Source organism: Pseudomonas sp. A214 (assembly GCF_900156295.1).
Taxonomy (GTDB): domain Bacteria; phylum Pseudomonadota; class Gammaproteobacteria; order Pseudomonadales; family Pseudomonadaceae; genus Aquipseudomonas; species Aquipseudomonas rhizophila.
In genome coordinates this window covers 3846847-3870259 of the sequence record NZ_LT707062.1, presented here as the reverse complement: position 1 = coordinate 3870259, position 23413 = coordinate 3846847, and the positions used below count along the sequence as shown (strand labels likewise).

Sequence of the window (23413 nt, the reverse complement as noted above, 5' to 3'; positions counted from 1 at the left end):
CCCCTATCTGCGCTCACCCGCCAGCGCGCGTTGATGAAAGTGCCGCAACTGCACGAGCGCATGTTCGGCGGCCCACAGTTGGACCTGGTTGCGAGTCCCGAAAAATCTTTCCAGGCGACTGAACAACGCTCGCTCGCCGGCCATATCGAACGCCCAGGCAAAACAGACAGTGCCGGCCGGAATGCCGTCCATGTCATCCGGCCCGAGAATGCCGGTGGTGGCCACGGCGACGTTGGCATTGGCGTCGCGCAGGGCACCGAGGGCCATTTCCTCGGCCACTTCACGGCTGGTGAGATTGAAGGTGTCGATGGTGCATGGGTTGACCCCCAGCAATCGTTGTTTAGCCTCCGGGGAATACACCACGTAACCGCTTTCAATCAGCGAACCACTGCCGGGTACTTCGGCCAGCAAGGTGACGATCTTGCCGGCGGTACAGGACTCGGCCGTCGTCAGGCGCAGCTCGTGTTCACGCAAGTAATCAACCAGGGAGCAAGCAATGGTCATGGCATACAGTCCTTCAGGGATGCTGATGGATTGACCCCGGCCGTATGGATTCATTCCCTCTGATCACGCCCCTCCTCGGGCACTCCAAATAAATGAACCCCCGACCGATCCTGTACCTCAAATTCGTATGGGCCTCACCAGAGGCTGTACTGATCAGGAGGTCGTCATGTCCGCCCCTTTCGTCAAACTGTTCACCCACCCCGAGTTTGCCTGGAAAGACATCCGCGAACAGGAACAAGCTCACCCGCGCCACTATCTGGCTCACCTGTTATTACTCGCCCTGATTCCCGTGGTGTGTCTGTTCATTGGGACCACTTGGACCGGTTGGAGCCTGGCTGAAAACGAAACGGTACGACTGAGCACTGCCAGCGCACTTCAACTGAGTGTGCTGCTGTACCTGACCATCGTGGCCGGCGTGATGCTCATGGGGCTGTTCATCCGCTGGATGTCGCGCACCTTCGATGCCCGCCCTACGGTCAACCAGTGCATTGGTTTTGCCGCCTACACCGCCACGCCTTACTTCCTGGCCGGGATTTTCGGACTCTACCCCAACCGCTGGCTGGCGGTGATCGCGCTGGCAATGGCGTCGGCCTACTCGACTTTTTTACTGTTTGTTGGCCTGCCCAAGTTCATGAATCTCAAGAAGGAACAAGGTCTGTTGTACTCGGCCAGCGTATGGGGCGTAGGGCTGTTGGTGCTGGTGACCATCCTGGTGGAAATGATTCTGCTGTGGTTCAACGTCCTGCAGCCGGAATATCTGCGCGTTCCGGTAAGTGGATGAGTCCGGGAGGCATCGAACCAAGCTATTTATCGGTCTTTTTCATACCAATGCGTCGACGCATGTCGGCGGTGATGCTTTGGCGGGTCTTCTTCAGGCCCGCCCAAGGCTCGTGACCCACTTGCGCCAAACGCTCATGGACGTTGTGCACGGTCCACAGGTTCGCGCCTTTGAGTTCGGCCACTTCCTCGCGAAAGATCGGCACCGACACCGGCAACCCTTCACGGGTACGGGCGGCATAGGCGCAGATGGTGGTGGCGCCCAGGCCATTACGCAGGTAGTCGATGAAGATCCGCCCTACCCGGTTCTTTGGCCCGGAGACCGCCGAGAAGCGATCCGGCAACAGCTTGGCCATGTGGCTGACAATCGCATGGCTGAAGCCCTTGACCTCGTCCCAACCCAACTTGCGGGTCAAGGGCACGACAATGTGGATGCCTTTGCCGCCGCTGGTCTTGAGAAACGCCTTGAGCCCTAGTTCATCGAGTACCGACAAGGTCAGATGCGTCGCTTCCACCATGCTTTTCCAAGGCAGGGCCGGATCCGGGTCAAGATCGAGAACAAAGCGATCAGGCTTGTCCAGGTTCACCGACGTGGCATTCCAGGTGTGTAACTCCACCGTGCTCATTTGTACCGCGCCGATCAACGCTTCGGGATTGTTGATGATCATTACCGGCTGCCCGGTCAATGATTTGTCCAGGCTGGTGATACCAGGAATCGCCAGGCGCTCGGCGTTTTTCTGGAAAAACAACTCACCGGCAATGCCATCCGGCGCCCTGACCAGTGCCACCGGGCGGTCGGCCAGTTCCGGCAGGATGAACTCGGCGACGCTGGCGTAGTACTCGGCCAGTTGCAGCTTGGTCGTGCCGCTGCTGGGATCGATGACTCGCTCAGGGTGGGTGATGCGCACCTTACCGTCCATGGCTGGCGCCTGAGTGGTTTTGGTTTTGGTTTTGGTTTTGGCTTTGGTTTTTTCCGCAGTCTTTTTCACGGGTTTGGCCAGCTCCTGGGTGATCGCCTTGGCCGGTTTATCGTTGCGCAAACCATGAAACACGGCATGGCGCACCGAGCCTTCCTTGGTCATCTCGGCAAACGCCACTTCAGCCAGCAGCGTCGGTTCCAGCCAATGCACTCCTTTGGCCTCGTATCCGGTGGGTGGGTTGACCACCGCGGCTTTTTTTCTTTCCAGGGGCAACAATTGCTGGTGAATGCTTGTGAGGGTTTGCTCGTTGAACCCTGTGCCGACCTTGCCGGCATAGCGCAGTTGCCCGCTGTCGGCATCGTGCAGCCCCAGCAACAAGGCGCCGAAGCCGTTGCGAGCGCCCTTGGGTTCGCTGAAACCGACTACGACGAACTCCTGGCGATTCTTGCACTTGAGCTTGATCCAGTCGTTGCTGCGCCGGGAAACGTAGGCACTGCCCATGCGTTTGCCGATCAGTCCTTCCATCTGCATTTGGCAAGCACTGTTGAGCAAGGCTTCAGGGGTTTCTTCGAAGGCATCGGAGAAGCGCAACAGCGGATTCTTGTTGCTCGCAAGCACTGCCGCCAACGCGGCCCGCCGCTCTTGCACGGGCACTTCGCGCAGGTCCATGCCATTGAGGTAAGGCAGATCGAACAAGTAGTAGGCAATCTTGTTGCTGCTGCCGGCGTCGAAAGCGTTTTGCAGGGCCTGGAAATCCGGTACGCCGTGCTCGTTGGCCACCACCATCTCACCGTCCAGCCAGGCGGACTCCAGCCCTAATCCGGCCAGCGCTTCGGCCTGCTTGGGCAGCTTGTGGGTCCAGTCATGGCCATTGCGGGTGATCAGCCTGACATCGTCGTTTTCAATGCGGGCCATGACGCGGTAACCGTCGAACTTGATTTCATAGAGCCATTCGCCTTCAGGCGCGCGCTCTACCAACGTGGCCAATTCCGGTTTGAGCGTCTTGGGAATCGCCCCGGCCACCGCGCCGCTGAGGGTTGTGGTTGAGGCTTTTCTGGACGGTTTGGGCGTGGCGGCTTTTTTCGGTTGCTGGACAGCCTTGACCTGGGCGGCAGCCTTGCCACGGCGCTTGGGTACAAGGGTGCGCTCGCTGAGCACGCTGTCCGGCTCGGCCTGGACCACGTCGTACTCGCTTTCGGGACGTGCCGCTGCGTCCTGGTGCTTGATCAGGAACCACTGCTCCTGCTTGCCGGGCATGTGGGTGCGCACCAGGTTCCACAGGCCACTGAGTTTTTCCCCTTGCAGCTCGAACTTGAGCCGGCCTTTTTCATAGGCCTCATGGGCATCGCCCTGGGGAATCCACACGCCTCGATCCCAGACAATGACGTCGCCAGCGCCATAATGGCCTTCGGGAATGCTGCCTTCGAAGGTCGCGTAATCCAGCGGATGGTCTTCGACATGCACCGCCAGGCGCTTGACCTTGGGGTCCAGGGACGGCCCCTTGGGCACCGCCCAACTCTTGAGCGCACCGTCCAGCTCCAGCCGGAAGTCATAATGCAGCCGTGAAGCGTCGTGCTTCTGAATGCAGAACTGCAAGGCATGGGCGGTTTTCGCCGATTTGCGTGAACGCTTGGCCGCCGGCTCCGGGGTGGCGGCGAAGTCACGCATCCGGTTGTAATCCTCCAGGGTCTTGCTGCTCATGGACCACCTGCCACTTGCAACAGTGACGGGTCGGCCACGGGCATCCCGGCGGTTTCCGCCAACAACTGATCAACCACCCTGCTCAAGGCGTGCTCGGTGGAGTCGCCCAGCAGCAGCCCTTGTTCGTACAGCACGATTTGCCGATCGGAACTGGTGCCTTCCTGGACGATACGACGTGCCTGCTTGAACACATCCTCAACGCCCAGTGCGGCGGCAGTCTCGCCGAAGGTCTGCTCCGCCAGCGTGATCCACTCACCGATCATCATCGGCTGCTCCTGCCCCTCCAGGATGAACTCGGCCAGGATTCCATGACGCTTGGCCCGCCAGCGATTTTCCTTGAGGATCCAGTGGGAGGTCAGGCTGAAGTGCGCGCCGGGCTTGGGTAGTGCAATAGCATGGGCCACCATCACCCGAAACAGCGAGACCAGGCACAGGACATCCTCAACACGCGGACAGGCATCGCATATTCGCAGCTCCAGCGTGGGATAACGCGACGAAGGCCGCATCACCCACCAGCAATCGCTGGGCTGGCGAATGGATCCGGTGCGCATGAGCATGTCCACGTAGCCGGCAAACGCCGACTCATCCTCGAAGAACTCCGGCACGCCCATGCGCGGCCATTCATCGCAAGCGACCTGACGGTAGCTGCTGAACCCGCTGTAGGCGCCGTTCCAGAACGGCGACGAAGCACTCAGCGCCAGGAACATCGGCAGCCAGGGCAGCACCTCGTTCATGACCCGGACACGGTCCTTATGGGCCGGCACCTCCACGTGCACATGCAGGCCCGAAAGCACGCTCCGTCTGGCCACCCGCTGGTAATCGTCGAACAGCTGCTGAAAGTGCAGTTCGTCGGTGGGCTGCAGACCCTGGGTCGCCATGGGATGCGAGCCGGCGCTGAGCAGGCCCAGGCCATGGGCGGCCAGGCGCTGGGTCAGGCCTGTGCGGACCTGGGCCAGGTAATCGGCCGCCTCGGGCAAGTTGCGGAAAATAGGCGACGCCATCTCGATCTGACACTGGAACATTTCATGGGTGAAATGCTTGCCCAGTAGCGCCTGGCACGCCGTGACAACCTCTGCTGAGGGTTGATCCGGCATACAACGGGTTTGCAGATCGGTGATGAAATACTCCTCTTCAATGCCGAACTTCAGTCGCCTGTTCATCGATAGTCCCTCCGATACCCGCGCCGATGCGGGTTACAACCAACGCCACCACGGCGATCCTTTCTACGTCCTGGTAACCCGGGGTGAGCAGTTCTTCACCAAACACGTCCGGGTCCAATTCCTTGTAAGTCCAGCCGAAGTCCGGCGAGTCGCGCCAAGGCTCAAGCGCCTCGAGAAACGGATCACGCCCATCGACCATCGCCACGCCGGTGTAGAGCACCAGCGAGCCACCGGGCGTAAGCCGTGGCAGGGCCTGTTCGACAATGCGCAGCGACAGCCCGGCGCCCAGTGCGCCACCGCCATGGCGGTAGGCCCGTTCGCTGGGGTCGGCCATGTACGGCGGATTGGCGACGATCAGGTCGAAGTCGCCCTCCACATCCTGGAGTACATCGCTGCGGGCGATCTCGACGTTGGACACCTCGGCCAGCGCCGCGTTGACCGCGCTCAGGCGCAGGGCCATCGGATTGATATCCACGGCCAGCACCTGTGCCTCGCGCCGGGCGCGGGCAATGACCAGCGCCCCGACACCGGCGCCACAGCCGATGTCCACGGCCCGATGTATTGCCGTGAAGTTCTGTTGCAGATAAGTATGGATCAGTTGGGCGAAACGATAGCTGTCGGGGCCGAAAAACACCGCGTCGTTGGCTTGGGTGGGAAATTGCGAATGAGCGAACAGCAGGCCGTCCAGGCTCGACCAGCGCACGCGGCTATGCAACAGGCCGTCGCGCGCTTGCAGCACCTCGGCTTCCTGCAACTGGCGCTGCTCATCGGCGCTGATCAGCCCCGGGGCAAACGGGCGCGACCAGCCGAACACATCCCTCAGGGTCCTGGAGCGTTCATTGCCAGGTCGTTGGTTGACGCGTTCGTGGGTCAGGGGTGTCGGGGTAATGAAGCGATAGCCGTCGGCTTGCAGGCGTCGGCCCAATTGCAATAGCGCCAGGTCAGTTTCGGATAGGCGTTCTTCCTGATTCATGCGGGCTCCTAGCGCAGCGCGGATTTGAGTTCGATGAAGCGACGAGTCGCCAGCAGTCCGGCCGGATGGCTGTGGCAGCGCGCCGAGAGCCACGGCATCAGGGTCTGCATCTGCGCATCGGGCGTCTGGCCTCGCAGGGTCTGTTGCAGGCTCTGTACATCGGGGTCCTCGATCGGCATCTGCGGCTCGCACGCTGCACCGTGGGCGCGGCGCGGGGTTTTCTTAGTACCCTCCTGCGTCCAGTCACCGGCGATCCAGTCGTGCAGCAACTGTTTTTCATAGGGGCTGAACACCCCGAACATGGCCGCGCCCGCCCCTTCGATCAGCGTCCAGAACCGGCTGTTCTGCGGATCTTCATGACGTTTGATCCAGCCTTTGTTTTGCATCGCCGTCAGGAAGCCCTCCAGCTGTCCAGGTGCTGCCAGCCATTGATTGACGGTCTTGCCTTCGAACTTGCAGTAATCGGAATGCATGTGTTGGCCGAACGGACGTTTGCGTTCGAGCATGTCCAGCACTTCGCGATACAGGTCGAATGACTCGATGATGGTTCGGCTGCCTTGGCCCAGATCATTGAGGCGATAACCCAGGGTGACCCGGTGCCAGAACGCTTCGCGATCCGCCTCCATCGGCATCAGTTGCAGCAGCGACTGGATGGCCTTGTAGGCATGACCGGTGCTCGCGTTGTCAATCGTCACGTGGAGGGTGAAGTAGTAAGGGTCGATGTCCAGCTCAGTCAGCTCATAAGCGCTGATCAACAGGTGCAGGGGCAGTTGTTCGTAACCCAGGTTGTAGCCGATCACTTCAGGCAGGTATTCATCGCCGCCATAGCCCAGGGCCAATTGCACGGCACCTTGCAGGTAGCGCTCGTCTTCAATGTCCGGCGCGTCCGACAGGTCGTGTTCGGCGAGCAGCTTGCGGTATATCACCACATGGTTTTGCGAGGGATTGCCGTCGCCCAACTCTTCCAGATAAGTGCTCAGCAGCCCTTCGAAACGGTGGTCGTGCCAATGCTTGAGCACGCCATACAGCCACGCGCCGTCCACCAGTTTGGTGGGCGCCACCGCCTGCAGGAAATACAAAGCGTGGGCCTTGCAAGTGAAAAACTCTCGTGGACCGGCGTTTTTGCGCCGCTCCAGATACTCGGCGTACTGGCGGGCTACACCGGCACTGTGTTGCTCGACCCAGGCTTGCAGAGCCGTGGGGGTGTCGGGCAGTTCCAGGGGCAGTGCCGCGGCCTGCCCCACGCATTGCTGAAGGAAGGCCTGGGCGACGGTTTGCTTGTCAGCATCGTCAGGGCCATGGAGCAGCCGTTCATAGCATTGGCGCACGCTCCCGGCATCCATGAATGAATGCACGGTGGCAGGCCGGGATTGGAGGGGTGTCAGCGCAGTCATAAGGGCCTCTTGGGTTCTCGGCAGGACGCTGAATCAACACGTCTCTACTTTGGCAGAGCGCCGGGAATGACGAAAAATTCCCTTCAGATGAAAGTCCTCCGGATAAACGGAGCCGTATCGCTTTGACGGAACCGGCGCTTGGCTCAGACCCTCGAATGAACGACAGGAGCCGGATACTGGCTTGACGGTGTCTGTTTCACTCGGGGCTGTGCCTGCGAGCTATGCCTACGAGCTATCCAAGGAGCAGCAATGATTTTCACAGTATGGGTAGCGGTGCTCGGCGCCGTATTGCTGACCTTGGCCCTGACGTCCTCCTACCTGCGCTGGATGCCGGTAACCACCTCGGCGATATGCCTGGGTTTGGGCGTTGCCATCGGGCCGGCGGGCTTGGAGTTGTTGAGGCTGGACATTGCCGACGCCTCAGCCTGGATGGAGCACCTCACTGAAGTCGCGGTAGTGTTTTCGCTGTTCGTCAGCGGCCTCAAGTTACGTTTGCCCCTCAAGGACCGAAGTTGGCGCGTGGCCTACACACTGGCCGGCCCGGTGATGATCCTGACCATCGCGGGCCTGACCTTGACCCTGCATTACCTGTTTGGTCTCGGTTGGGGCGTGTCGTTGTTGATTGGCGCAATCCTCGCGCCAACCGATCCGGTGCTCGCGGCGTTGGTGCAGGTCAACGATGCCCGGGATGATGACCAGGTACGGTTTGGCCTGTCGGGGGAAGCCGGCTTGAACGACGGCACGGCCTTCCCCTTTGTGATTCTGGGCTTGTTGTTGCTGCGCGAGGACGACCTTGGCTTTCTCGGTGACTGGATGCTGCAGGATGTGCTGTGGGCAGTGCCGGTCGGTTTGCTCACCGGTTACTGGATGGGCCGCGGTATCGGCTGGTTGACCCTGTCGATGCGCATCAAGAACGCCGACAGCACCCTCTCGCCCAACGATTACCTGGCCCTGGCGCTGATTGCCCTGGCCTACGTCGTGGCCGAAGCCCTCCAGGGTTATGGCTTTCTTTCGGTGTTCGCCGCTGGCCTGGGCCTGCGCCAAGCCGAGGTGCAATCGACGGATGAACACTCACTCCCGGCAGAACACCTGGTGCAACCGGTGGTGGGGCACGAAGCGGTCACCCCCCGGGACGCGGTCCGGGGTGACGCCGAGACTATGGAAGAGGGTCAGGTGGCCGCGGGGGTCATGATGAGTGACATGCTCGCCTTCGGCAGTCTGGTGGAGCGTTCCATGGAAGTGTTTCTGGTGACGCTGTTGGGGGTGGCGCTTGCCACTCATTGGGACTGGCGGGCCTTGGTCATCGGTGGTCTGCTGTTTGCCGTGATTCGCCCGTTGAGCTTGCTGGTGATGCCTTGGGGACGGCTGCTGGACACGCCACAACGGTTGCTGATTGGCTGGTTCGGCATACGTGGCATCGGCAGTCTGTTTTATCTGTTCTATGCGGTGAACCATGATTTACAGCCAGAGATGGTCCAGTTGTGCATCAATATCACGCTGTCGGTGGTGGCCCTGAGCATTTTGGTCCATGGCTTGAGTACCCAACCCATACTGGCCTGGTATGAGCGCCACAAAAAATCGAGCTAAGGCTTCAGCCCCCTGGATCACTCACCTGGATATAAACCGAGTACGCCCCCAGCAAGACCCAGAACGCGGCAAAGATCCATGGCGTACGCACCGAAAACAGCAAGGACTTGCGATAGCCCTTGTGGGTCGATTCCTGCTCGCTGAATAGCGGGGATTCGTCGTAGGCCAGGCCCATCAACGGCTCTGCGCGCAGCAACTCGCTTTGCTTGAAATGCCAATGGTCGATGATCTCGTAAGCGGCGCGAATCCCCGGCCAGGCGTTGAGCGAGCTCAGGAAGCCCAGCAGAGCCAGGAACGGCGGGACGATCAATGTGAACAACTTGCCCCACTCCGGGTTCAGGTTGGCCATGCATGAGGCAAAGGCGATCACCAGGAAGGACTGGGCGGCCAGGTAGGCATCGGTTCGATTGGCCAGAATACTGGTTTCGTACTGGATCTCCCGGCGATAAAAATCCAGGCGTTCCTTGGGCGAGCCGAACAGCTTGGCATTGTGTTCCGTCAGTTCTTCATCCGGGGTATGGCTGGTGAGTATTCTGGGCATTGCGCAGGCTGCGCCTCGGGTGTGGGTTTGGGACTTGTTAGAAGAAATGAGGGACAGGCAAGTTCCGGCCACCGGACCAGAGGTGCGACCCGGGCTCAACGAAACGCTCAGTGATCGTCACGGTCTCTAGATCACCGAAAGCTTGAGGAGGGCTCTGTGGATTATCTTGGATGGGTGCAATGGCCGGCGATGGTGGTGACGGTGCTGGCCGCCTGGCTGATCGGCTCACGTCAGCCCCGACGGCGGGTGGCCGGGTTCAGTTGTTTTATCGCGAGCAATATCCTGTGGGTCATCTGGGGGCTGCATTCAGACGCCTATGCGTTGATCGTGCTGCAGTTCTGCCTGTGTGCGATGAACTTGCGAGGGTTCAGGAAAAATACTGAATGAACCTGTGGCAGCGCCATGCCTGGAGTTACTTCATCGCCTGCCCAATGACCTGCACCAGGTCAATCTGCTTGAACGGCTTGGTCAGGCGCGGCAGTTGCGTGGCGAACCCTTCCAGGCGTTCGGCGTAGCCGGTGGCCAGGATGATGGGCAAGGTCGGATGACGATCACGCAACAGTTTCGCCAATTGCGCACCATCCATCTGCGGCATGGCCATGTCGGTGATCACCAGGTCGATGTCCGGATTGAGCTCATACATCTGTAGCGCCTGAGCCGCCGATGGGGCGCAAAGCACGCGGTGGCCCAGGTCTTCGATCAGCAGCCGGGTGCTGGTCAGTACCAGGCTGTCATCGTCCACGACCAACACCCGTAGCTCGTTCACCGACGGTGTCGTCGTGGCCTGGGCCGGCACTTTGTCTGGCGCGGAGTTGTCGGCTATCGGCAACCACAGCTCAGCGGTAGTGCCCTCGCCTTTGCGGCTCTTGAGTATCAGGCGGCCACCCAATTGCTCGGCCAAGCCATGCACCATGGACAGGCCCAGGCCAGTGCCCTTGCCTACCCCTTTGGTGGTGAAAAACGGGTCCACGGCCGAAGCCAGCGTCGCCTCGTCCATGCCCTCGCCCTCGTCGGTGATGGACAGGCAAATGTATCGCCCTGGTGCCATCGGCGCGTCCTTGCCGGCCTCGGTGTCGGAGCGTTCCTGGGCCGAGATCAGGATCCGCCCCCCCTGCGGCATGGCATCCCGAGCGTTGGTCGCCAGGTTCAGGATGGCCAGTTCCAGTTGGTTGACATCGGCCAACACCGGCGAAAGCGCCTGGGCAAAGTCGGTCTGAATGTGTATCGAAGGGCCGATGGAGCTTTGCAACAAACCACTGATGCCCTGCACCAGCGCCGACAGCTCGACCGATTCGGAGGACAGTTTCTGTCTGCGGGCGAACGCGAGCATCCGTTGCGTCAGCGAGACACCGCGCAGCGCGCCCTGGGTGGCGTTATCCAGCAGTTGGATGAGTTTCGGATCGCTGGGCATGCGCTTGCGCACAATTTCCAGGTTGCCGAGGATCACCGTCAGCAGGTTATTGAAGTCATGGGCGATGCCTCCGGTGAGCTGGCCGATGGCTTGCAGTTTCTGTGACTGGAACAGCGCCTCGCGAGCCTGTTCCAAGGCTTGCTGCGCACGGGTGGCATCGGTGATGTCGCGGGTGATCTTGGCAAAACCCAGTAGCGTCCCCGTGTCGTTGCGGATCGCGTCAATGACCACATGAGCCATGAACCGGGTGCCATCCTTGCGTAACCGCCAGCCCCTTTTTTCAAAGCGCCCTTCACTGGCGGCGATGCTCAAGGCCCGTTGAGGCTCACCGGCGTCACGGTCCTCAGGGGTATAGAACATCGAAAAATGCCGGCCGATGGCTTCCGCCGGAAGATAGCCCTTGATCCGTTGCGCGCCCAGGTTCCAGTTGGTCACCTGGCCGTCTGGATCGAGCATGTAGATGGCGTAATCGGTGACGCTTTGCACCAACAGGCGAAACTGCTGTTCGCTTTGCTTAAGGGTTTCCTCGGCCATCTTGCGATCGGTCAGGTCCCGGGTGATCTTGGCAAAGCCAAGCAAGTCGCCGCTCTGGCTATCGATGATCGGATCAATGACGACATGGGACCAGAACAACGTTCCGTCCTTGCGCACCCGCCAGCCCTCGCCTTCGAAACGCCCCTCGCGCAGGGCCGTGTCCAGCGCCCGTTGCGGAAGACCGTCGGCGCGATCCTGGTCAGTGTAGAAGCGTGAGAAGTGCTGGCCTAGGATCTCGGATTCTTCATAGCCTTTGAAACGCCTGGCACCGGAGTTCCAACTGGTGATGATGCCGGAGGGGTCGGTCATGTAGATGGCGTAGTCGACCACGGCGTCGATGAGCAGGCGAAAACGCTGTTCCTGATTGATGAGTGCGGTCTTGGGGGCGTCTTCGAGCATTTTTTTGGCCAAGGCATCCAGAAGGATTTTTTGCGAAGTATGGAGCAAGTGCGGCATCGGAAATAGTGATTAAATCCGTGGGAATCAGCAGCTTGGTCGCGATATGAGATTCACCACAGATCCTGTGTGGGAGCAAGCTCACTCCCACAGCAGTTGTGCTGCTCTTGACTAACTGACCACCAACGCGGCAACAAGTGCTGCACCCTCGCCTCAGCAAATCGATCGTCGATCAACATCACCATCCCACGATCCTGCTGTGTACGAATGACACGCCCCGCAGCCTGCACCACTTTTTGCAGGCCGGGATACAGGTAAGTGTAGTCGTAGCCATCGCCGAAAATAGCCGCCATGCGCAGCTTCATCTGCTCGTTGACCGGGTTGAACTGCGCCAGCCCCAGGGTCGCGATGAACGCCCCGATCAGGCGCGAACCCGGTAAATCGATGCCCTCCCCGAATGCACCGCCCAACACCGCAAACCCAATCCCCTGGCTGTGTTCCATGAATCGTTCAAGGAACGCCTGCCGGGGTGCTTCGCCCATGCCGCGTGATTGCGACCAGGTGGCAATCTGCGGATGGCGCTCGGCAAACAGTCCGGCCACTTGCTGCAAGTAGTCAAAACTGCTGAAGAAGGCCAGGTAATTGCCCGGGCGCTCGCTGAACTGGCGGGCCATCAACGCGACGATAGGTTCCAGGGACGCCTGGCGGTGGGCAAAGCGGGTGGAGATCCGGCTGACAACCTGTACATCAAGCTGTTGCGCCTGGAATGGCGACTCCACGTCGATCCAGACCGTGTCCGTCGGGGTGCCCAACAGGTCAGCATAATAATGCCGCGGACTCAGGGTGGCGGAAAACAGCACGCTGCTGCGGGCCGCCGTCAGCCTGGGTCGCAGGAAGGCGGCCGGCACTACATTGCGCAGGCACAGGGTCGATGCGCTTCGCTGGCGGCCGTATTCACGCTTGTGTATGTCGAACAAAAAGTGCTCGTCAAAGGACTCCGCCACCCGGGCAAACTGCAAGGCATCGAAGTAGAACGCCTGTAAAGCGCTGTCCAGGCCCTGGGGATGGTCATTGAGGTAATCGCTGATAGCCGTGGTGCACAGCGACAGGGCCTGGAGCAGTTTCTCCGGTGGTTTTTCATACGCCTGATAGACCGCAACCTGGGGCTCATGCAACGCGTTCCACTGGCGATTGACCCGCTGCAAGGCCTTCTTCAACGTCTCGGGCGCGGTTTTGCGCACTGCCGCCAAAGCGGACTGATCGAGGGTCGCGCTGTACATCTGCCGCCCTCGCTCCACCAGATTGTGGGCTTCGTCCACCAGGGTCGCGACGGTCCAGCCATTGGCCTGGGCCAGACCAAAGAGCAAGGCGCTGAAGTCAAAGTAATAGTTGTAGTCAGCGACCACCACGTCTGCCCAGCGGGCCATTTCCTGGCTCAGGTAGTACGGGCAGATATCATGGGCCAGAGCAATATCGCGCAACGCCGCCTGATCGAGCAGCGTGATCTGGCTCGCCGCCGCACGGGCGTGCGGCAGCCGATCGTAGAACCCGCGGGCCAACGGGCAGGCTTCGCCATGGCAGGCCTTGTCCGGGTGCTCGCAGGCTTTGTCCCGAGCGATCATCTCCAGCACCCGCAACGGCATCGAGGGCGCGCTTTGGGTAATCACTCGGGCCGCATCCAGCGCCAGTTTGCGCCCTGGGGTCTTGGCCGTGAGGAAGAACACCTTGTCCAGTCGCTGTGGCGCCAGTGCCTTGAGCATCGGAAACAAGGTGCCAACGGTTTTGCCAATGCCGGTGGGCGCCTGGGCCATCAGGCAGCGGCCGGTGCTGATGGCCTTGAACACCGACTCAGCCAGGTGGCGTTGCCCGGTCCTAAAGCCGGCGTGAGGAAATGCCAGCGTCTGAGCGCCGAGGTTGCGCGCCTGTCGGTGAGCCATCTCCTGTTCGGCCCAGGCGAGGAACAGCGCGCACTGTTGTTCAAAGAAAACCTCAAGCTGCGCCGCTTCAAAGCTTTGCGTGAGGCAAGTTTCCTTTTCGCTGACGATGTCGAAGTAGACCAGCGCCACGTCGATCCGCGGCAGTTGCAACTTCTGGCACATCAACCAGCCGTAGATTTTCGCCTGGGCCCAATGCAACTGGCGATGATTGGCCGGTTGCTTGTCCAGGTCGCCCCGGTAGGTCTTCACTTCTTCGATGCGGTTGCAGGCCGGGTCGTAGCCATCCGCCCGGCCTTTGATCTTCAGCGTCTGGTAGCGGCCCTCCAGGCTCACTTCGGCCTGGTAACCCTCGCTACGCCGCGAGGCCACGGTGCGATGGCCGACGATCCCTTCCATGGCCGTGGGTGACGGCGTGAAGCGCAGGTCCAGGTCGCCGGTCTTGGCGGTGAACTCGCACAGTGCCCGAACGGCGATGCTGTAGCCAGGTTCCTGGGTCATGCGCCCTGCTCCACCCACTGCACATAGCAGACGGCAACGGGCATCTGGTGTTCGTGACAGAACTCCAGCCAGCGCAGTTGATTGTCTTGCAGGCGGTCGCCGGGGCCTTTGACTTCGATCATGCGGTAGGTCTTGTGCTGCGGCCAGAACTGGATCAGGTCCGGCATGCCGGCGCGGTTGGCCTTGATATCCAGCAGCAGGCGGCTGAACCAGTGCTTGAGGTGTTCGGCAGGCAGGCAGTCGAGGGCCTGATGGAGCAACTCTTCGGACAGCGCGCCCCAGAACACGAAAGGCGACTGCACGCCCCATTTTTCGGTGTAACGACGGACGATGGTGTCCCGGTAGCGGCCATCGTCGAGCTGCGCGAAACAGGCCGCGATCAGCTCGGCACGTCGGTGGTGAAAGTCTTCGTTGAGCAGGTCCACCGGCCCGCGCTGGAACGGGTGGAAAAACGCCCCCGGCAACGGCGCAAAAATCACCGGCCAGCACAGCAGGCCAAATAGCGAATTGATCAGGCTGTTCTCCACGTAGTGCACCGGCGCGGTTTCATCGTGCAGATGGGCCTGCACGTGATACTCCACCGACAAGGCCGGATCGACACGAGGCAGGTGCAGGTCCAGCCGCTCGACCTTGCGCGCCAGGGGCCGCGGCACCGGCGGCCCGCCCAGCTTGCGGCGCAGCCGGGGCAGGATCCTGAGCAGTGCCTGGGTTTCGGCGGCGCTTTGCGGCGATTGTGCGGCCGCTTCACCCCATTCAAGGGCCTGGGCGTACTCGCCGATGCGCTCCAGCACCCGAATCATCCGCAGCCGTGCGCCGGGGTAGTTGCAATCCTGATAAATGCGCAAGGCCAGGGTGAAATCGCCGATACGCTCAGCGTGCTGGCCGATCTGGAACAGCAACTTGCCTCGGCGTCGCTCCAGCCACGGATTGTCCAGGCTCAGGGCATGGACTTGGGCAACGATCTCTTCAAGAGGCTCGCCGGCTTCGAAACGCTGCTGACATTCGTGCAGGAAGAGGCAGGCATCCACATCCTGGCGGCTGCGCAGGCCACGGGATTGGGCACTGAACTCGACGGTTTCATAGGTGAAGATGCCCAGGTCCGCCAGCACGAACTCTGACCAGTCCTGATAGAGATTGCCGAAAAACAGCAACCGCAGCCGGTCGCAGAGGTTCATGATCGTCAGGCTGAAGAGTCGGTCTTCCAGCCGCGGGCACCAGCTGCGAAAAGGCTGTGGTTGATTGAAATGATCCTGCAAGGACTCCAGCCACTGGCCCTTTGTCGCCTTGGGGTGTTCGATCAGGTGACCCAGGCACAGGATGATTTCCTGTTTGAGCAGCACCTCGAACAGCTCGCCAAGGCCAAGAGGCGCTTGATCCTCGACCCAGCCCCGCGCCAGCAACGGCTCGATGGCGCTGCCAATATCACCGATCTCAGGGTAATGCAGCTTGCTTTGGCGAAAATGCAGCCCCTTGCGCATCACCATGCGCACCAGCAATCCCTGGGATGCACGGGGCAAGCTGGCGAACTCGTCGATGAAGCGTTGCTCCTCAGGGCTGAGCACATCGGCATAGCGCGTTGCCAACCAGGCGAGCACCTGCTGAAAGTTGTTCAGGTAGTAGAAAGGGTCGTCGAGGGGGTTATTTGTCACGGAAAGAGGTGCCATGCCTGCTGGAATACTGGTTATGCGTACAGATATCAGCTGCGGCGGGCCCAGGCAACTGCAAAAGATGAGCGGTCGCCCGCATTCAGGAGGGAAATCCTGCAGTCGGCGATGAACTTTCCTACGGCAAGCGAGACCAATGGCGGTTAACTACAGTGATGGCGCGGTCTAATCAACTGAACCGCGTCTTTTTGATTGAGAGGTTACGGATATGAACATCAGGATTCTGGGTCTGCCCCTGGTCGCCGCTGCGTTCCTGGCTCTGGCCGGCTGCTCGTCACCCACGGTGGTGACCTTGCAGAACGGTACCCAGTATTTGACCAAGGATGCCCCTAACACCCGTACCGCCGACGGCTTCTACGAATTCGAAGACATTTCCGGCAAGAAAGTGCGGGTTCGCGCCGATGAAGTGGCGACAGTACGCAAGGAAGACTGAGTTTATTGAGGCCCTCTCCCTCGGAGAGGGCCTGATCTCATGTCATCGGCTCAATCCGATGTCCATCCCGGGTGTCGGACTACCCTCTTGGCAACTGATCAGCCCACCTTTTCGCCGCATCATCTGATCCCTCAATCGCAGGCAGCGGTTGTATTCCTGTTCAATGGCGTGATCGATGCTGATGTTTCCGGTCGTGGCCGGTTTGTTCACTTCCCCGAGACTCACCGATACCCAGGGCTTTTCTGCCTGCACGTCGAAGCGCGGTCGGGGCGACGTCGCCTCGACAGGGGCGCCTGCCTGGGCGGCGGGCAATTGCTCCGAGGTGACGCCGTAGCGGGTCAGAATCGATTGATCCGGCAATTCGGCCAAGGCGCCAGCCGAGGCCAGTCCCCACATCAGGCCGATGATTGAGGCTTGTTTACTGCTCACTGCTTCACTCCCTCTTGTGCCGAGGGGACACACGCATCCCCTCGGCACCACGTACTCAAAACAACCTTGGATCAGGCGAACACAAATTCGCCTCCTACCTGGCTCGGATTGACCCCCACCAGGGTCACGGAACTGTCACCGACCTCAAGCAGCGTGTCACTGCCGACCTGAGACAGGTGCTGGCGGTAGTCGAAACCTTCCCCGGCGCCCTGCACGCCAAGGAACACCAGTGTGTCGCCGGCATCATAACCGCTGATCTGGTCATGGCCGAACGCGCCATTGAAAACGAACTTGTCAGAGCCGCCGCCGGATTGCAGCCAGTCATCGCCCGAACCGCCGACAAAGGTGTCGTTACCCGTACCGCCCAACAGCACGTCGTTGCCGTCATGGCCGAACAGCCAATCCCCCGATGATCGCGCGGTCAAGGTGTCGTCTGCCGAGGTGCCTGCGGTCGACGATGCATACGCCGTCAGCTTGCCCTCCGCCACCAAGCCGTTGGCCGTGACACTGTGGCTCACCTCGTCTTTGAGCAGGCCCCAGAACAAACCGGGCTCTTTGCTGACGAGCGTGTCGATGTCGCGGGTCATGCTGATTGCACCCTGGGCATCGCGCACATACAAGGTCCCGGCGCCGTCCTGGACGAAGCTTGCATCTTTCACCGAGGACTGCAGCTGCAGGGTGTTGCTGCCCTGCCCGCCCAATATCACGTTGTACCCACCCTCGTCGCGAAAGGTGTCGTTGCCGGCGCGCCCCTCCAGATAGTCATTGCCCTGCCCGCCTTGGATCAGGTCATCACCCTCGCTGCCGATGATGAACGTGCTGCCGGTGTGGGTCTCAGCGTTGCGATTGAGGTCCTGGACCCACGTATTGCTGCGTGCGGGATCCGACAGGTTGGCGACGATGATGGTGGAGTCTTTCTCGGTGAGGTCGTAGAACGCCGAATCGAGGATCCGGCCCATGCCATCGCCGTAACCGGTGGGCAGGTGGGATATCCAGGTGGGAATGTTGAGGATGGAAAACGGCAACACGTTCCAGGCCGCCGAGGCATAGTGGTCGTTGAAGCTGACGATGTTGTTGGTAGCTGACTCCTGCGGAGCATCATGCACGCCCACCGACGCGGAGGTGAACGTGGAGCCGTCCAGGGCCCGGAACACCGGGTCGTTTTCATAACCGATGTTCAGCACTTTGTCGGTGCTGCTTTGGGTTGGCGAGGCATAGGCGATGTAATTGGCGCTGCTGTAGAACCCCGACCATTGGCTGGTGCTCAAGTCCGCCAGGCTGTTGACCGCCAGCCCACCGAGGCTGTGGCCACTGACCAGCACGTCCTGGCCCGTCAGGCCGTGGGCCTGGGCGAACGCCGCGACGTCCCCGAGCAAGTTGCCAAAAGCCTGGCCGACGTAGTTTTTCGCGTAGTCCTGGGGGCCGAAAGCCGCCATCAGATCGCTGATGACGTCGCCAATGGAGTCGCTGATCAGCGTCTCCCGTGGGCCGCTCGTGCCACGAAACGACACCCCGATTTGCGTCAGTTGCCCATCGGCGTCGTACTTGCCGAGAATTTCCACCTGCGCGGTGGTGTAGCCGGCCTTCTCACCAAAAAACGTTCCACGCTCATCCACCTTGCCGGTGTAGCCCAGTTGCGATGCGCTGATCGGGGTCCAGCCGGCCTTTTGCACCGCCTCCAGGGCGAGTTGCTCCGAGTCGGGATTCCACGGCACACCGGGGATCACCCCTTGCGAATCGGTGCTGCCCAGCAGCGCCGTCACCAGCGTGGCGGGCAGTCCCGCGCCGAAGCCGTTCTGCTGGTAGCCGGCGGCAAAGCCGTGGTCCAGATTGTGGTAGGAATACAGCATGATCGCCATTGCATCGCTGACCAGCGCCTTGGACTCGGTGGTGCCGAGGTTTTTATAGTCGTAGATACCCATCGTGATGACCTCTTTTTTTGTTGTTGGAAAGGTTGTCGATACAGGCGAAGTTCTTGGGCACTGCCCGTCATTGCGTCAGCGCCGGGGCCACAAATGCCTCATCCACCTGGGCCAGGTCTTGCGCGCCCAAGGTGCCGGCGTAGTAGTGCAACTTTGTCCAGGCCATGAGGTAGTCATAACGGGCCTGAGCCAGGTCGCGTCGGGTGGTGTAGAGCTGTTCTTCGGCGTTCAGGGCATCGAGATTGACCCGTTCGCCGCCGAGGATGCTTTGCCGGGTCGATACCACCAACGCCTCGGCGGCGCTGAGGGCTTTGCGGTATGCCCGCAATTTGTTCACCCCCGACAGGCAGGCGCTGAACTGGCGGCGCAGCTCGATCAGGGTTTCCCGGGTTTTGGCGTCCAGTTCATATTCGGCCCGCTCCATGTTGCGACTGGCCTGACGGGTCGACGCCGAGACCCCTCCACCGGCGTACAACGGCACGCTGATCTCAAGTCCAATGGTGTTGGTGTCGTAGCGCTGGTTGTAGGTGTTGCCGCTTTCCGATTCGTTCTGGCGCATCGTCGCGTAGGCGCTGACCTTGGGCAGGTGTCCGGCGCGGTTGCGTTCGACTTCGTAGCGCGCTACGTCCACGGCCTGGCGCTGGGATGCCAGGGTCGGGTTGTTGCTCACGGCCAGTTCGTGCCATGTCTGGAAACTGGCCGGTTGCAGGGTGAAGGTCTGGAACGTTTCGCTCAGGGGCGCCAGGTCGCCGATGTTCAGGGTCGGGACGCCAATCAACGAGCCAAGTTCGCGCAAGGATGCGTCCTGCTCGTTGCGGGCCTCGATCTCTTCGGCAATCGCCAACTCATAGCGCGACTCGGCTTCAAGGATGTCGGTGCGCGTACCTTCGCCTTGGGCAAACAGATGCTCGTTCTGATGAAACTGCTGTTCGAAAGCCTTTTTCCTGGCCTGGGCAATGTCGATCTGATCCTGGGCGAACAACGCCTGGGTGTAGGCGCTCAACACCCGCACCAGCAATTCCTGGCTCTTGCCACGAAAGTTTTCGTCGGCAAACAGCGCCTGGGCCACGCCTTTGCGATAGGCGGCGTAGGCCTCGTAGTCCAACAGCGGTTGTTGCAGGGTCAGGCTGGAGCCATAGCTGCTGTAGTTGCGGTCGTCATGCTGGCTGGCGCCGCGGTCGTTGAGGTAGGTGACCTTGGACTGGTTGCGGCCCTTGTTGTAGCTGTAGCCCAGGTGCGGCAGCAGCCCGGCGCGGCCAATGGCGCGGTTCTCCAGGCCGGCATCGCGCTCCTTGATCGCGCCCAGGTAGGCCGGGTCATTGCGCAGGGCTTGTTCATAGAACTCGAATGGGCCCATGGCCCAGGCACTGTTGCAGATAACCGCCGCCAGCGCGGCGACCCAGTAACGTCCCTTCATACCCCCGAACATCCTCATTCTTCGGTCAACGCGGAGCCGGCTCGGTCGAGCAGCGGTTTGAACAGGTAGTTCATGAGCGAGCGCTCGCCGGTGCGCACGAACATTTGCGCCGGCATTCCGGGCTTGATCACCAGCCCGTTGAGTTTTTCCATCGCCACTTCGCTGACGCTGCTGCGCAGGACGTAATACGGTTCGGCGGTCTTGTCATCGATCATCTGGTCGGCGGAAATCAGGCTGACCTCCCCCGGCACCCTCGGCGTGCGGTTCTGGTTGAAGGCGGTGAAGAGGATGTCCACTGGCAAATGGCTGCCCACCTTGTCGATCAGGTTGACCGGCAGGCGCCCTTCCACTTCCAGTCGCGTGCCTTGGGGCACGATTTCCAGCAAGGTATCGCCTTGACGGACCACGGCGCCTTCGGTGTGTACGCCCAGGTTCACGGCGATGCCGTCGGCGGTGGCGAGGATCTCGCTGTGTTGCAGCTCGAACGCGGCAGACTTGAGTTGCTGTTGCAGGGTTTCGCTCTTGAGCTGCGCTTCGGCCAACTGACTGCGCACCTCCTTCTGGTATTCCTCGTTGTGTTGCTCAAGCGTGAGGCGGGACTCGACGATGCCCTGCTCCACCCGGCCGCTTTCGCCAGTGTTCTGCGCCAGTTCCTGCTGCACTTGCGACAGTTGCCGTTGATAATCGAGCAGACGATTGCGCGGGATGTAGCCGTTGTCTGCCAACGGTTGCAGGTTGCTTAGCTGCTGGCGCAGGGACTGGGCCTGGGCATTGAGGTCATTGCGAGCCCGGCGCATGCCCGCCAGTTGCGCCGTGGCACCTTCGATATTGGCGCGCAACGCGGCCTGCTCCCGGGCCACCGCTTCGCGGCGGCTGCTGAACAACTGCCGCTGGCCTTCGAGCACCAGCGCCAGGCGCGGGTCGGGGTCGTGGCTCAGTTCGGCCGGAAAGCTGACCTGTGGGAGGTTGTCCCGCTCGCTTTGCCAACGTGCCAGGCTAGCCCAGGCCATGCGGTACTGGGCCTGCAGTGCTTGCACATCGGCGGCTGTCTGAGTCTGGTCCAGGCGGAACAGCGGCTGGCCCTGTTTCACTGCCTCGCCTTCACGCACCAGGATCCGGCTGATCACCCCGCTGCTCATCGATTGCACGGCCTTGCGCTTGCCGGACACCACCACGGTGCCTTGCACCGCAATACCTTGGTCCAGCGGCGCCAGGCTGGCCCAGGTGAAAAAACTGCCAGCGCCAATGAGCGCCAGTGCCCACCCCAGGCGGGTGAAGAAACGGGCATCGCGCTCGGGATGTTCGAGGTCTTGAGAGTGTTGCAGATTCATGTCGCGATCCTTGCTCATGCGCCGCTGGGTTTGCTGGCAGCCGAATACTGGCGACTCATGCTCAGTCCGTTGGGGGCTGCCTGGGGTTTGTCGCGTTGCGATGGCGGCTGGCCGGACAATGCCCGCAGCACCTCCTGACTTGGACCGAACGCTTGTAGGTGGCCTTCATTGAGCACCAGCAGCTTGTCGGCCTGAGCCAGCGCCGAGGAGCGGTGGGTCACCAGCACGACGGTGGTGCCCTGGGCTTTCATCTGCGCGATGGCGCCAGCCAGTGCCGATTCACCGACCGTGTCGAGATTGGAATTGGGTTCATCGAGCACCACCAGTCTCGGTTGGTCATACATGGCCCGGGCCAGGGCGACGCGCTGTTTCTGGCCGCCGGACAAACCGCTGCCATCCTCTCCCAGCACGGTGTCGTAGCCTTGCGGCATGCGCAGGATCAGTTCATGCACACCGGCCTGTTGCGCGGCGGCGACGACCTTTTGTGGATCGGCCTGGCGGAAACGGGCAATGTTCTCGGCAATGCTGCCGCTGAACAACTCAATGTCCTGGGGCAGATAACCGATGTGCGGACCGAGCTGGTCGCGATTCCAGCGATGGATGTCGGCCCCGTCGAGCCGCACTGTGCCTCCGAGCGTAGGCCACACCCCCACCAGCACACGGGCCAGGGTGGATTTGCCGGACCCCGACGCCCCCAGCACCCCGAGCACTTCCCCGGCGCTCAGGCTGAAACCGAGCTGATGCAGCGTCGCGTTGCGCTGCCCCGGCGGGCCGGCGCTGACCTGTTCGAAGCTCACCTGACCCTTGGGCGACGGCAATGTCATCGCTTCGTCCTGGGCTGGGTAAGCCTGCAACAGCGCATCGAGACGGCGATAAGCCAGTTTGGCCCCGCTCCACTGCTTCCACACGGCGATTAACTGGTCGATGGGGCTCAACACCCGACCCATCAGGATCGAGCCGGCAATCATCATTCCGGCGGTCATGTCGCCCTTGATCACCAGCAACGCGCCCAACCCCAGCACCAGCGATTGCAGGCACAGGCGCAGGGTTTTGCTCAGGGAACTGAGCACCGCGCCGGTATCACTGGCCTGGTTTTGCAGGCCGAGAAAGCGCGAATGCACGGCAAACCAGCGCCCGCGCAACGCGCCGAGCATGCCCATGGCCTGGATGGTCTCGGCGTTGTGCAAGTGGCTGGTCGCCAGTTGGCTGGACTGTTGCGAGTAGACACTGGCCTGCCCCAACGGCTTTTTGGTCATGGCTTCGTTCAGACAGGCCAAGCCAATGAGCAGCAAGGTGCCAACGCTGGCGAACACGCCGAGCCACACGTTGAACAGGTAGATCACCAGCAAATACACGGGAAACCACGGGGCGTCGAAGAATGCGAACAGCGCAGGTCCGGTGACGAACTGGCGGATGTGGGTAAGGTCACCCAGCGACTGCCCGGCGTTGCCCTCGCCCTGGCGCAGGTTGCGCTCGAACGCGGCCTTGTACACCTGAAGGTTCAAGCGCCTTTCCAGTTGGCTGCCGATGCGGATGACAATGAAGCTGCGCACCATTTCCAGCAGCCCGATAAATATGAAGAAGCCCACCACCATCAACGACAACATCCACAGCGTGGTTTCGTTTTGTGATGACAGGCCCCGGTCATACACTTGGAGCATATAAATCGAAGGCGCCAACATCAGGACATTAATCAGTGCGGTAAAACAACCGACGCTGATCAGAATATTTTTATAGTCGCCCAGCGCTCTAAACAGCGGCACCGTCGCAGCGCGCCTTGTCATGTTCATGAAGATATCCTTGCTGTTGGCTTTGCCAGGTTATTCAACTTGCCAATCTTTAAATGATTTACATCCGGCCGCGGAGCGCTGCACGCCTGTTAAA

Annotated in this window: 18 protein-coding genes; 4 read left to right on the top strand and 14 right to left on the bottom strand. The window is 61.0% G+C overall.

What is annotated here, in order from left to right; translation table 11 throughout:
• Positions 1–3: 3 nt before the first annotated feature.
• Complete coding sequence (locus tag BW979_RS17255) at positions 4–504, bottom strand: CinA family protein (RefSeq protein ID WP_047226632.1); 501 nt, start codon at positions 502–504, stop codon at positions 4–6.
• A 166-nt stretch (positions 505–670) separates the two neighbouring features.
• On the opposite strand from BW979_RS17255, the gene BW979_RS17250 reads away from it, so the two are divergent.
• A complete protein-coding gene (locus BW979_RS17250) occupies positions 671–1285 on the top strand; it encodes a Yip1 family protein (protein WP_047226457.1) in 615 nt (204 codons plus the stop codon).
• Positions 1286–1307: 22 nt separating this feature from the next.
• Here BW979_RS17250 and ligD read toward each other — a convergent pair whose 3' ends face one another.
• From ligD to BW979_RS17230, 4 genes are read right to left on the bottom strand one after another with little or no spacing between them, the layout of a single operon-like run.
• Positions 1308–3902, bottom strand: coding sequence for a DNA ligase D (gene ligD, locus BW979_RS17245; protein WP_076384667.1), 2595 nt, complete (start codon positions 3900–3902; stop codon positions 1308–1310).
• Positions 3899–5062 (bottom strand): carboxylate-amine ligase, encoded by a 1164-nt coding sequence (locus BW979_RS17240; RefSeq protein ID WP_076384665.1) that lies wholly within the window; start codon positions 5060–5062, stop codon positions 3899–3901. Before BW979_RS17240 ends, ligD begins: the two co-directional genes overlap by 4 nt.
• Positions 5034–6035, bottom strand: a complete 1002-nt coding sequence (locus tag BW979_RS17235) for a methyltransferase (RefSeq protein ID WP_047226454.1) — start codon at positions 6033–6035, stop codon at positions 5034–5036. The genes BW979_RS17240 and BW979_RS17235 overlap by 29 nt, the downstream gene beginning before the upstream one ends.
• 8 nt (positions 6036–6043) lie before the next feature.
• Complete coding sequence (locus tag BW979_RS17230) at positions 6044–7429, bottom strand: iron-containing redox enzyme family protein (protein WP_076384663.1); 1386 nt, start codon at positions 7427–7429, stop codon at positions 6044–6046.
• 249 nt (positions 7430–7678) lie between these two features.
• Here BW979_RS17230 and BW979_RS17225 point away from each other — a divergent pair, with 249 nt between their 5' ends.
• On the top strand, positions 7679–9016 hold the full coding sequence (locus BW979_RS17225; protein ID WP_076384661.1) for a cation:proton antiporter: 1338 nt from the start codon (positions 7679–7681) through the stop codon (positions 9014–9016).
• Positions 9017–9020: 4 nt separating this feature from the next.
• Here BW979_RS17225 and BW979_RS17220 read toward each other — a convergent pair whose 3' ends face one another.
• Positions 9021–9557: a hypothetical protein gene (locus BW979_RS17220; RefSeq protein WP_076384659.1), complete on the bottom strand. Its 537-nt coding sequence runs from the start codon at positions 9555–9557 to the stop codon at positions 9021–9023.
• Positions 9558–9713: 156 nt separating this feature from the next.
• Here BW979_RS17220 and BW979_RS17215 point away from each other — a divergent pair, with 156 nt between their 5' ends.
• Positions 9714–9944 carry a hypothetical protein gene (locus BW979_RS17215; RefSeq protein ID WP_047226450.1) on the top strand — a complete coding sequence of 77 codons (231 nt, stop codon included), beginning with the start codon at positions 9714–9716 and terminating at the stop codon, positions 9942–9944.
• 25 nt (positions 9945–9969) lie between these two features.
• Here the strand turns inward: BW979_RS17215 and BW979_RS17210 are convergent, their stop codons facing one another.
• From BW979_RS17210 to BW979_RS17200, 3 genes are all read right to left on the bottom strand, one after another.
• The gene (locus BW979_RS17210) at positions 9970–11901 is read right to left on the bottom strand and encodes a hybrid sensor histidine kinase/response regulator (RefSeq protein WP_047226631.1); all 1932 of its coding nucleotides are present in this window, start codon (positions 11899–11901) and stop codon (positions 9970–9972) included.
• A gap of 110 nt (positions 11902–12011) precedes the next feature.
• Positions 12012–14333, bottom strand: coding sequence for an ATP-dependent DNA helicase (locus tag BW979_RS17205; protein ID WP_076384657.1), 2322 nt, complete (start codon positions 14331–14333; stop codon positions 12012–12014).
• The gene (locus BW979_RS17200; RefSeq protein ID WP_076384655.1) at positions 14330–15997 is read right to left on the bottom strand and encodes a VRR-NUC domain-containing protein; all 1668 of its coding nucleotides are present in this window, start codon (positions 15995–15997) and stop codon (positions 14330–14332) included. The genes BW979_RS17205 and BW979_RS17200 overlap by 4 nt, the downstream gene beginning before the upstream one ends.
• A gap of 208 nt (positions 15998–16205) precedes the next feature.
• Here BW979_RS17200 and BW979_RS17195 point away from each other — a divergent pair, with 208 nt between their 5' ends.
• Positions 16206–16430, top strand: coding sequence for a YgdI/YgdR family lipoprotein (locus tag BW979_RS17195; protein ID WP_047226447.1), 225 nt, complete (start codon positions 16206–16208; stop codon positions 16428–16430).
• Between the two features lie 42 nt (positions 16431–16472).
• On the opposite strand, the gene BW979_RS17190 is transcribed toward BW979_RS17195, so the two are convergent.
• The 5 genes from BW979_RS17190 to BW979_RS17170 all read right to left on the bottom strand — a co-directional run bounded on the left by BW979_RS17190 (position 16473) and on the right by BW979_RS17170 (position 23319).
• A complete protein-coding gene (locus tag BW979_RS17190) occupies positions 16473–16859 on the bottom strand; it encodes a hypothetical protein (RefSeq protein WP_316913193.1) in 387 nt (128 codons plus the stop codon).
• A gap of 71 nt (positions 16860–16930) precedes the next feature.
• Positions 16931–18781, bottom strand: a complete 1851-nt coding sequence (locus BW979_RS17185; protein ID WP_076384653.1) for a polyurethane esterase — start codon at positions 18779–18781, stop codon at positions 16931–16933.
• Positions 18782–18848: 67 nt separating this feature from the next.
• Complete coding sequence (locus BW979_RS17180) at positions 18849–20198, bottom strand: TolC family outer membrane protein (RefSeq protein WP_047226629.1); 1350 nt, start codon at positions 20196–20198, stop codon at positions 18849–18851.
• A gap of 14 nt (positions 20199–20212) precedes the next feature.
• Complete coding sequence (locus tag BW979_RS17175) at positions 20213–21547, bottom strand: HlyD family type I secretion periplasmic adaptor subunit (RefSeq protein ID WP_076384651.1); 1335 nt, start codon at positions 21545–21547, stop codon at positions 20213–20215.
• Positions 21544–23319, bottom strand: a complete 1776-nt coding sequence (locus BW979_RS17170; RefSeq protein ID WP_076384649.1) for a type I secretion system permease/ATPase — start codon at positions 23317–23319, stop codon at positions 21544–21546. Before BW979_RS17170 ends, BW979_RS17175 begins: the two co-directional genes overlap by 4 nt.
• Positions 23320–23413: the final 94 nt, after the last annotated feature.

Coding starts and splice junctions, on each gene's coding strand:
- BW979_RS17240 (WP_076384665.1), bottom strand. CDS start 5,062: ATGAACAGGCGACTGAAGTTCGGCATTGAAGAGGAGTATTTCATCACC.
- BW979_RS17210 (WP_047226631.1), bottom strand. CDS start 11,901: ATGCTCGAAGACGCCCCCAAGACCGCACTCATCAATCAGGAACAGCGT.
- ligD (WP_076384667.1), bottom strand. CDS start 3,902: ATGAGCAGCAAGACCCTGGAGGATTACAACCGGATGCGTGACTTCGCC.
- BW979_RS17195 (WP_047226447.1), top strand. CDS start 16,206: ATGAACATCAGGATTCTGGGTCTGCCCCTGGTCGCCGCTGCGTTCCTG.
- BW979_RS17205 (WP_076384657.1), bottom strand. CDS start 14,333: ATGACCCAGGAACCTGGCTACAGCATCGCCGTTCGGGCACTGTGCGAG.
- BW979_RS17185 (WP_076384653.1), bottom strand. CDS start 18,781: ATGGGTATCTACGACTATAAAAACCTCGGCACCACCGAGTCCAAGGCG.
- BW979_RS17235 (WP_047226454.1), bottom strand. CDS start 6,035: ATGAATCAGGAAGAACGCCTATCCGAAACTGACCTGGCGCTATTGCAA.
- BW979_RS17250 (WP_047226457.1), top strand. CDS start 671: ATGTCCGCCCCTTTCGTCAAACTGTTCACCCACCCCGAGTTTGCCTGG.
- BW979_RS17175 (WP_076384651.1), bottom strand. CDS start 21,547: ATGAGCAAGGATCGCGACATGAATCTGCAACACTCTCAAGACCTCGAA.
- BW979_RS17225 (WP_076384661.1), top strand. CDS start 7,679: ATGATTTTCACAGTATGGGTAGCGGTGCTCGGCGCCGTATTGCTGACC.
- BW979_RS17255 (WP_047226632.1), bottom strand. CDS start 504: ATGACCATTGCTTGCTCCCTGGTTGATTACTTGCGTGAACACGAGCTG.
- BW979_RS17180 (WP_047226629.1), bottom strand. CDS start 20,198: ATGAAGGGACGTTACTGGGTCGCCGCGCTGGCGGCGGTTATCTGCAAC.
- BW979_RS17200 (WP_076384655.1), bottom strand. CDS start 15,997: ATGGCACCTCTTTCCGTGACAAATAACCCCCTCGACGACCCTTTCTAC.
- BW979_RS17220 (WP_076384659.1), bottom strand. CDS start 9,557: ATGCCCAGAATACTCACCAGCCATACCCCGGATGAAGAACTGACGGAA.
- BW979_RS17230 (WP_076384663.1), bottom strand. CDS start 7,429: ATGACTGCGCTGACACCCCTCCAATCCCGGCCTGCCACCGTGCATTCA.
- BW979_RS17170 (WP_076384649.1), bottom strand. CDS start 23,319: ATGAACATGACAAGGCGCGCTGCGACGGTGCCGCTGTTTAGAGCGCTG.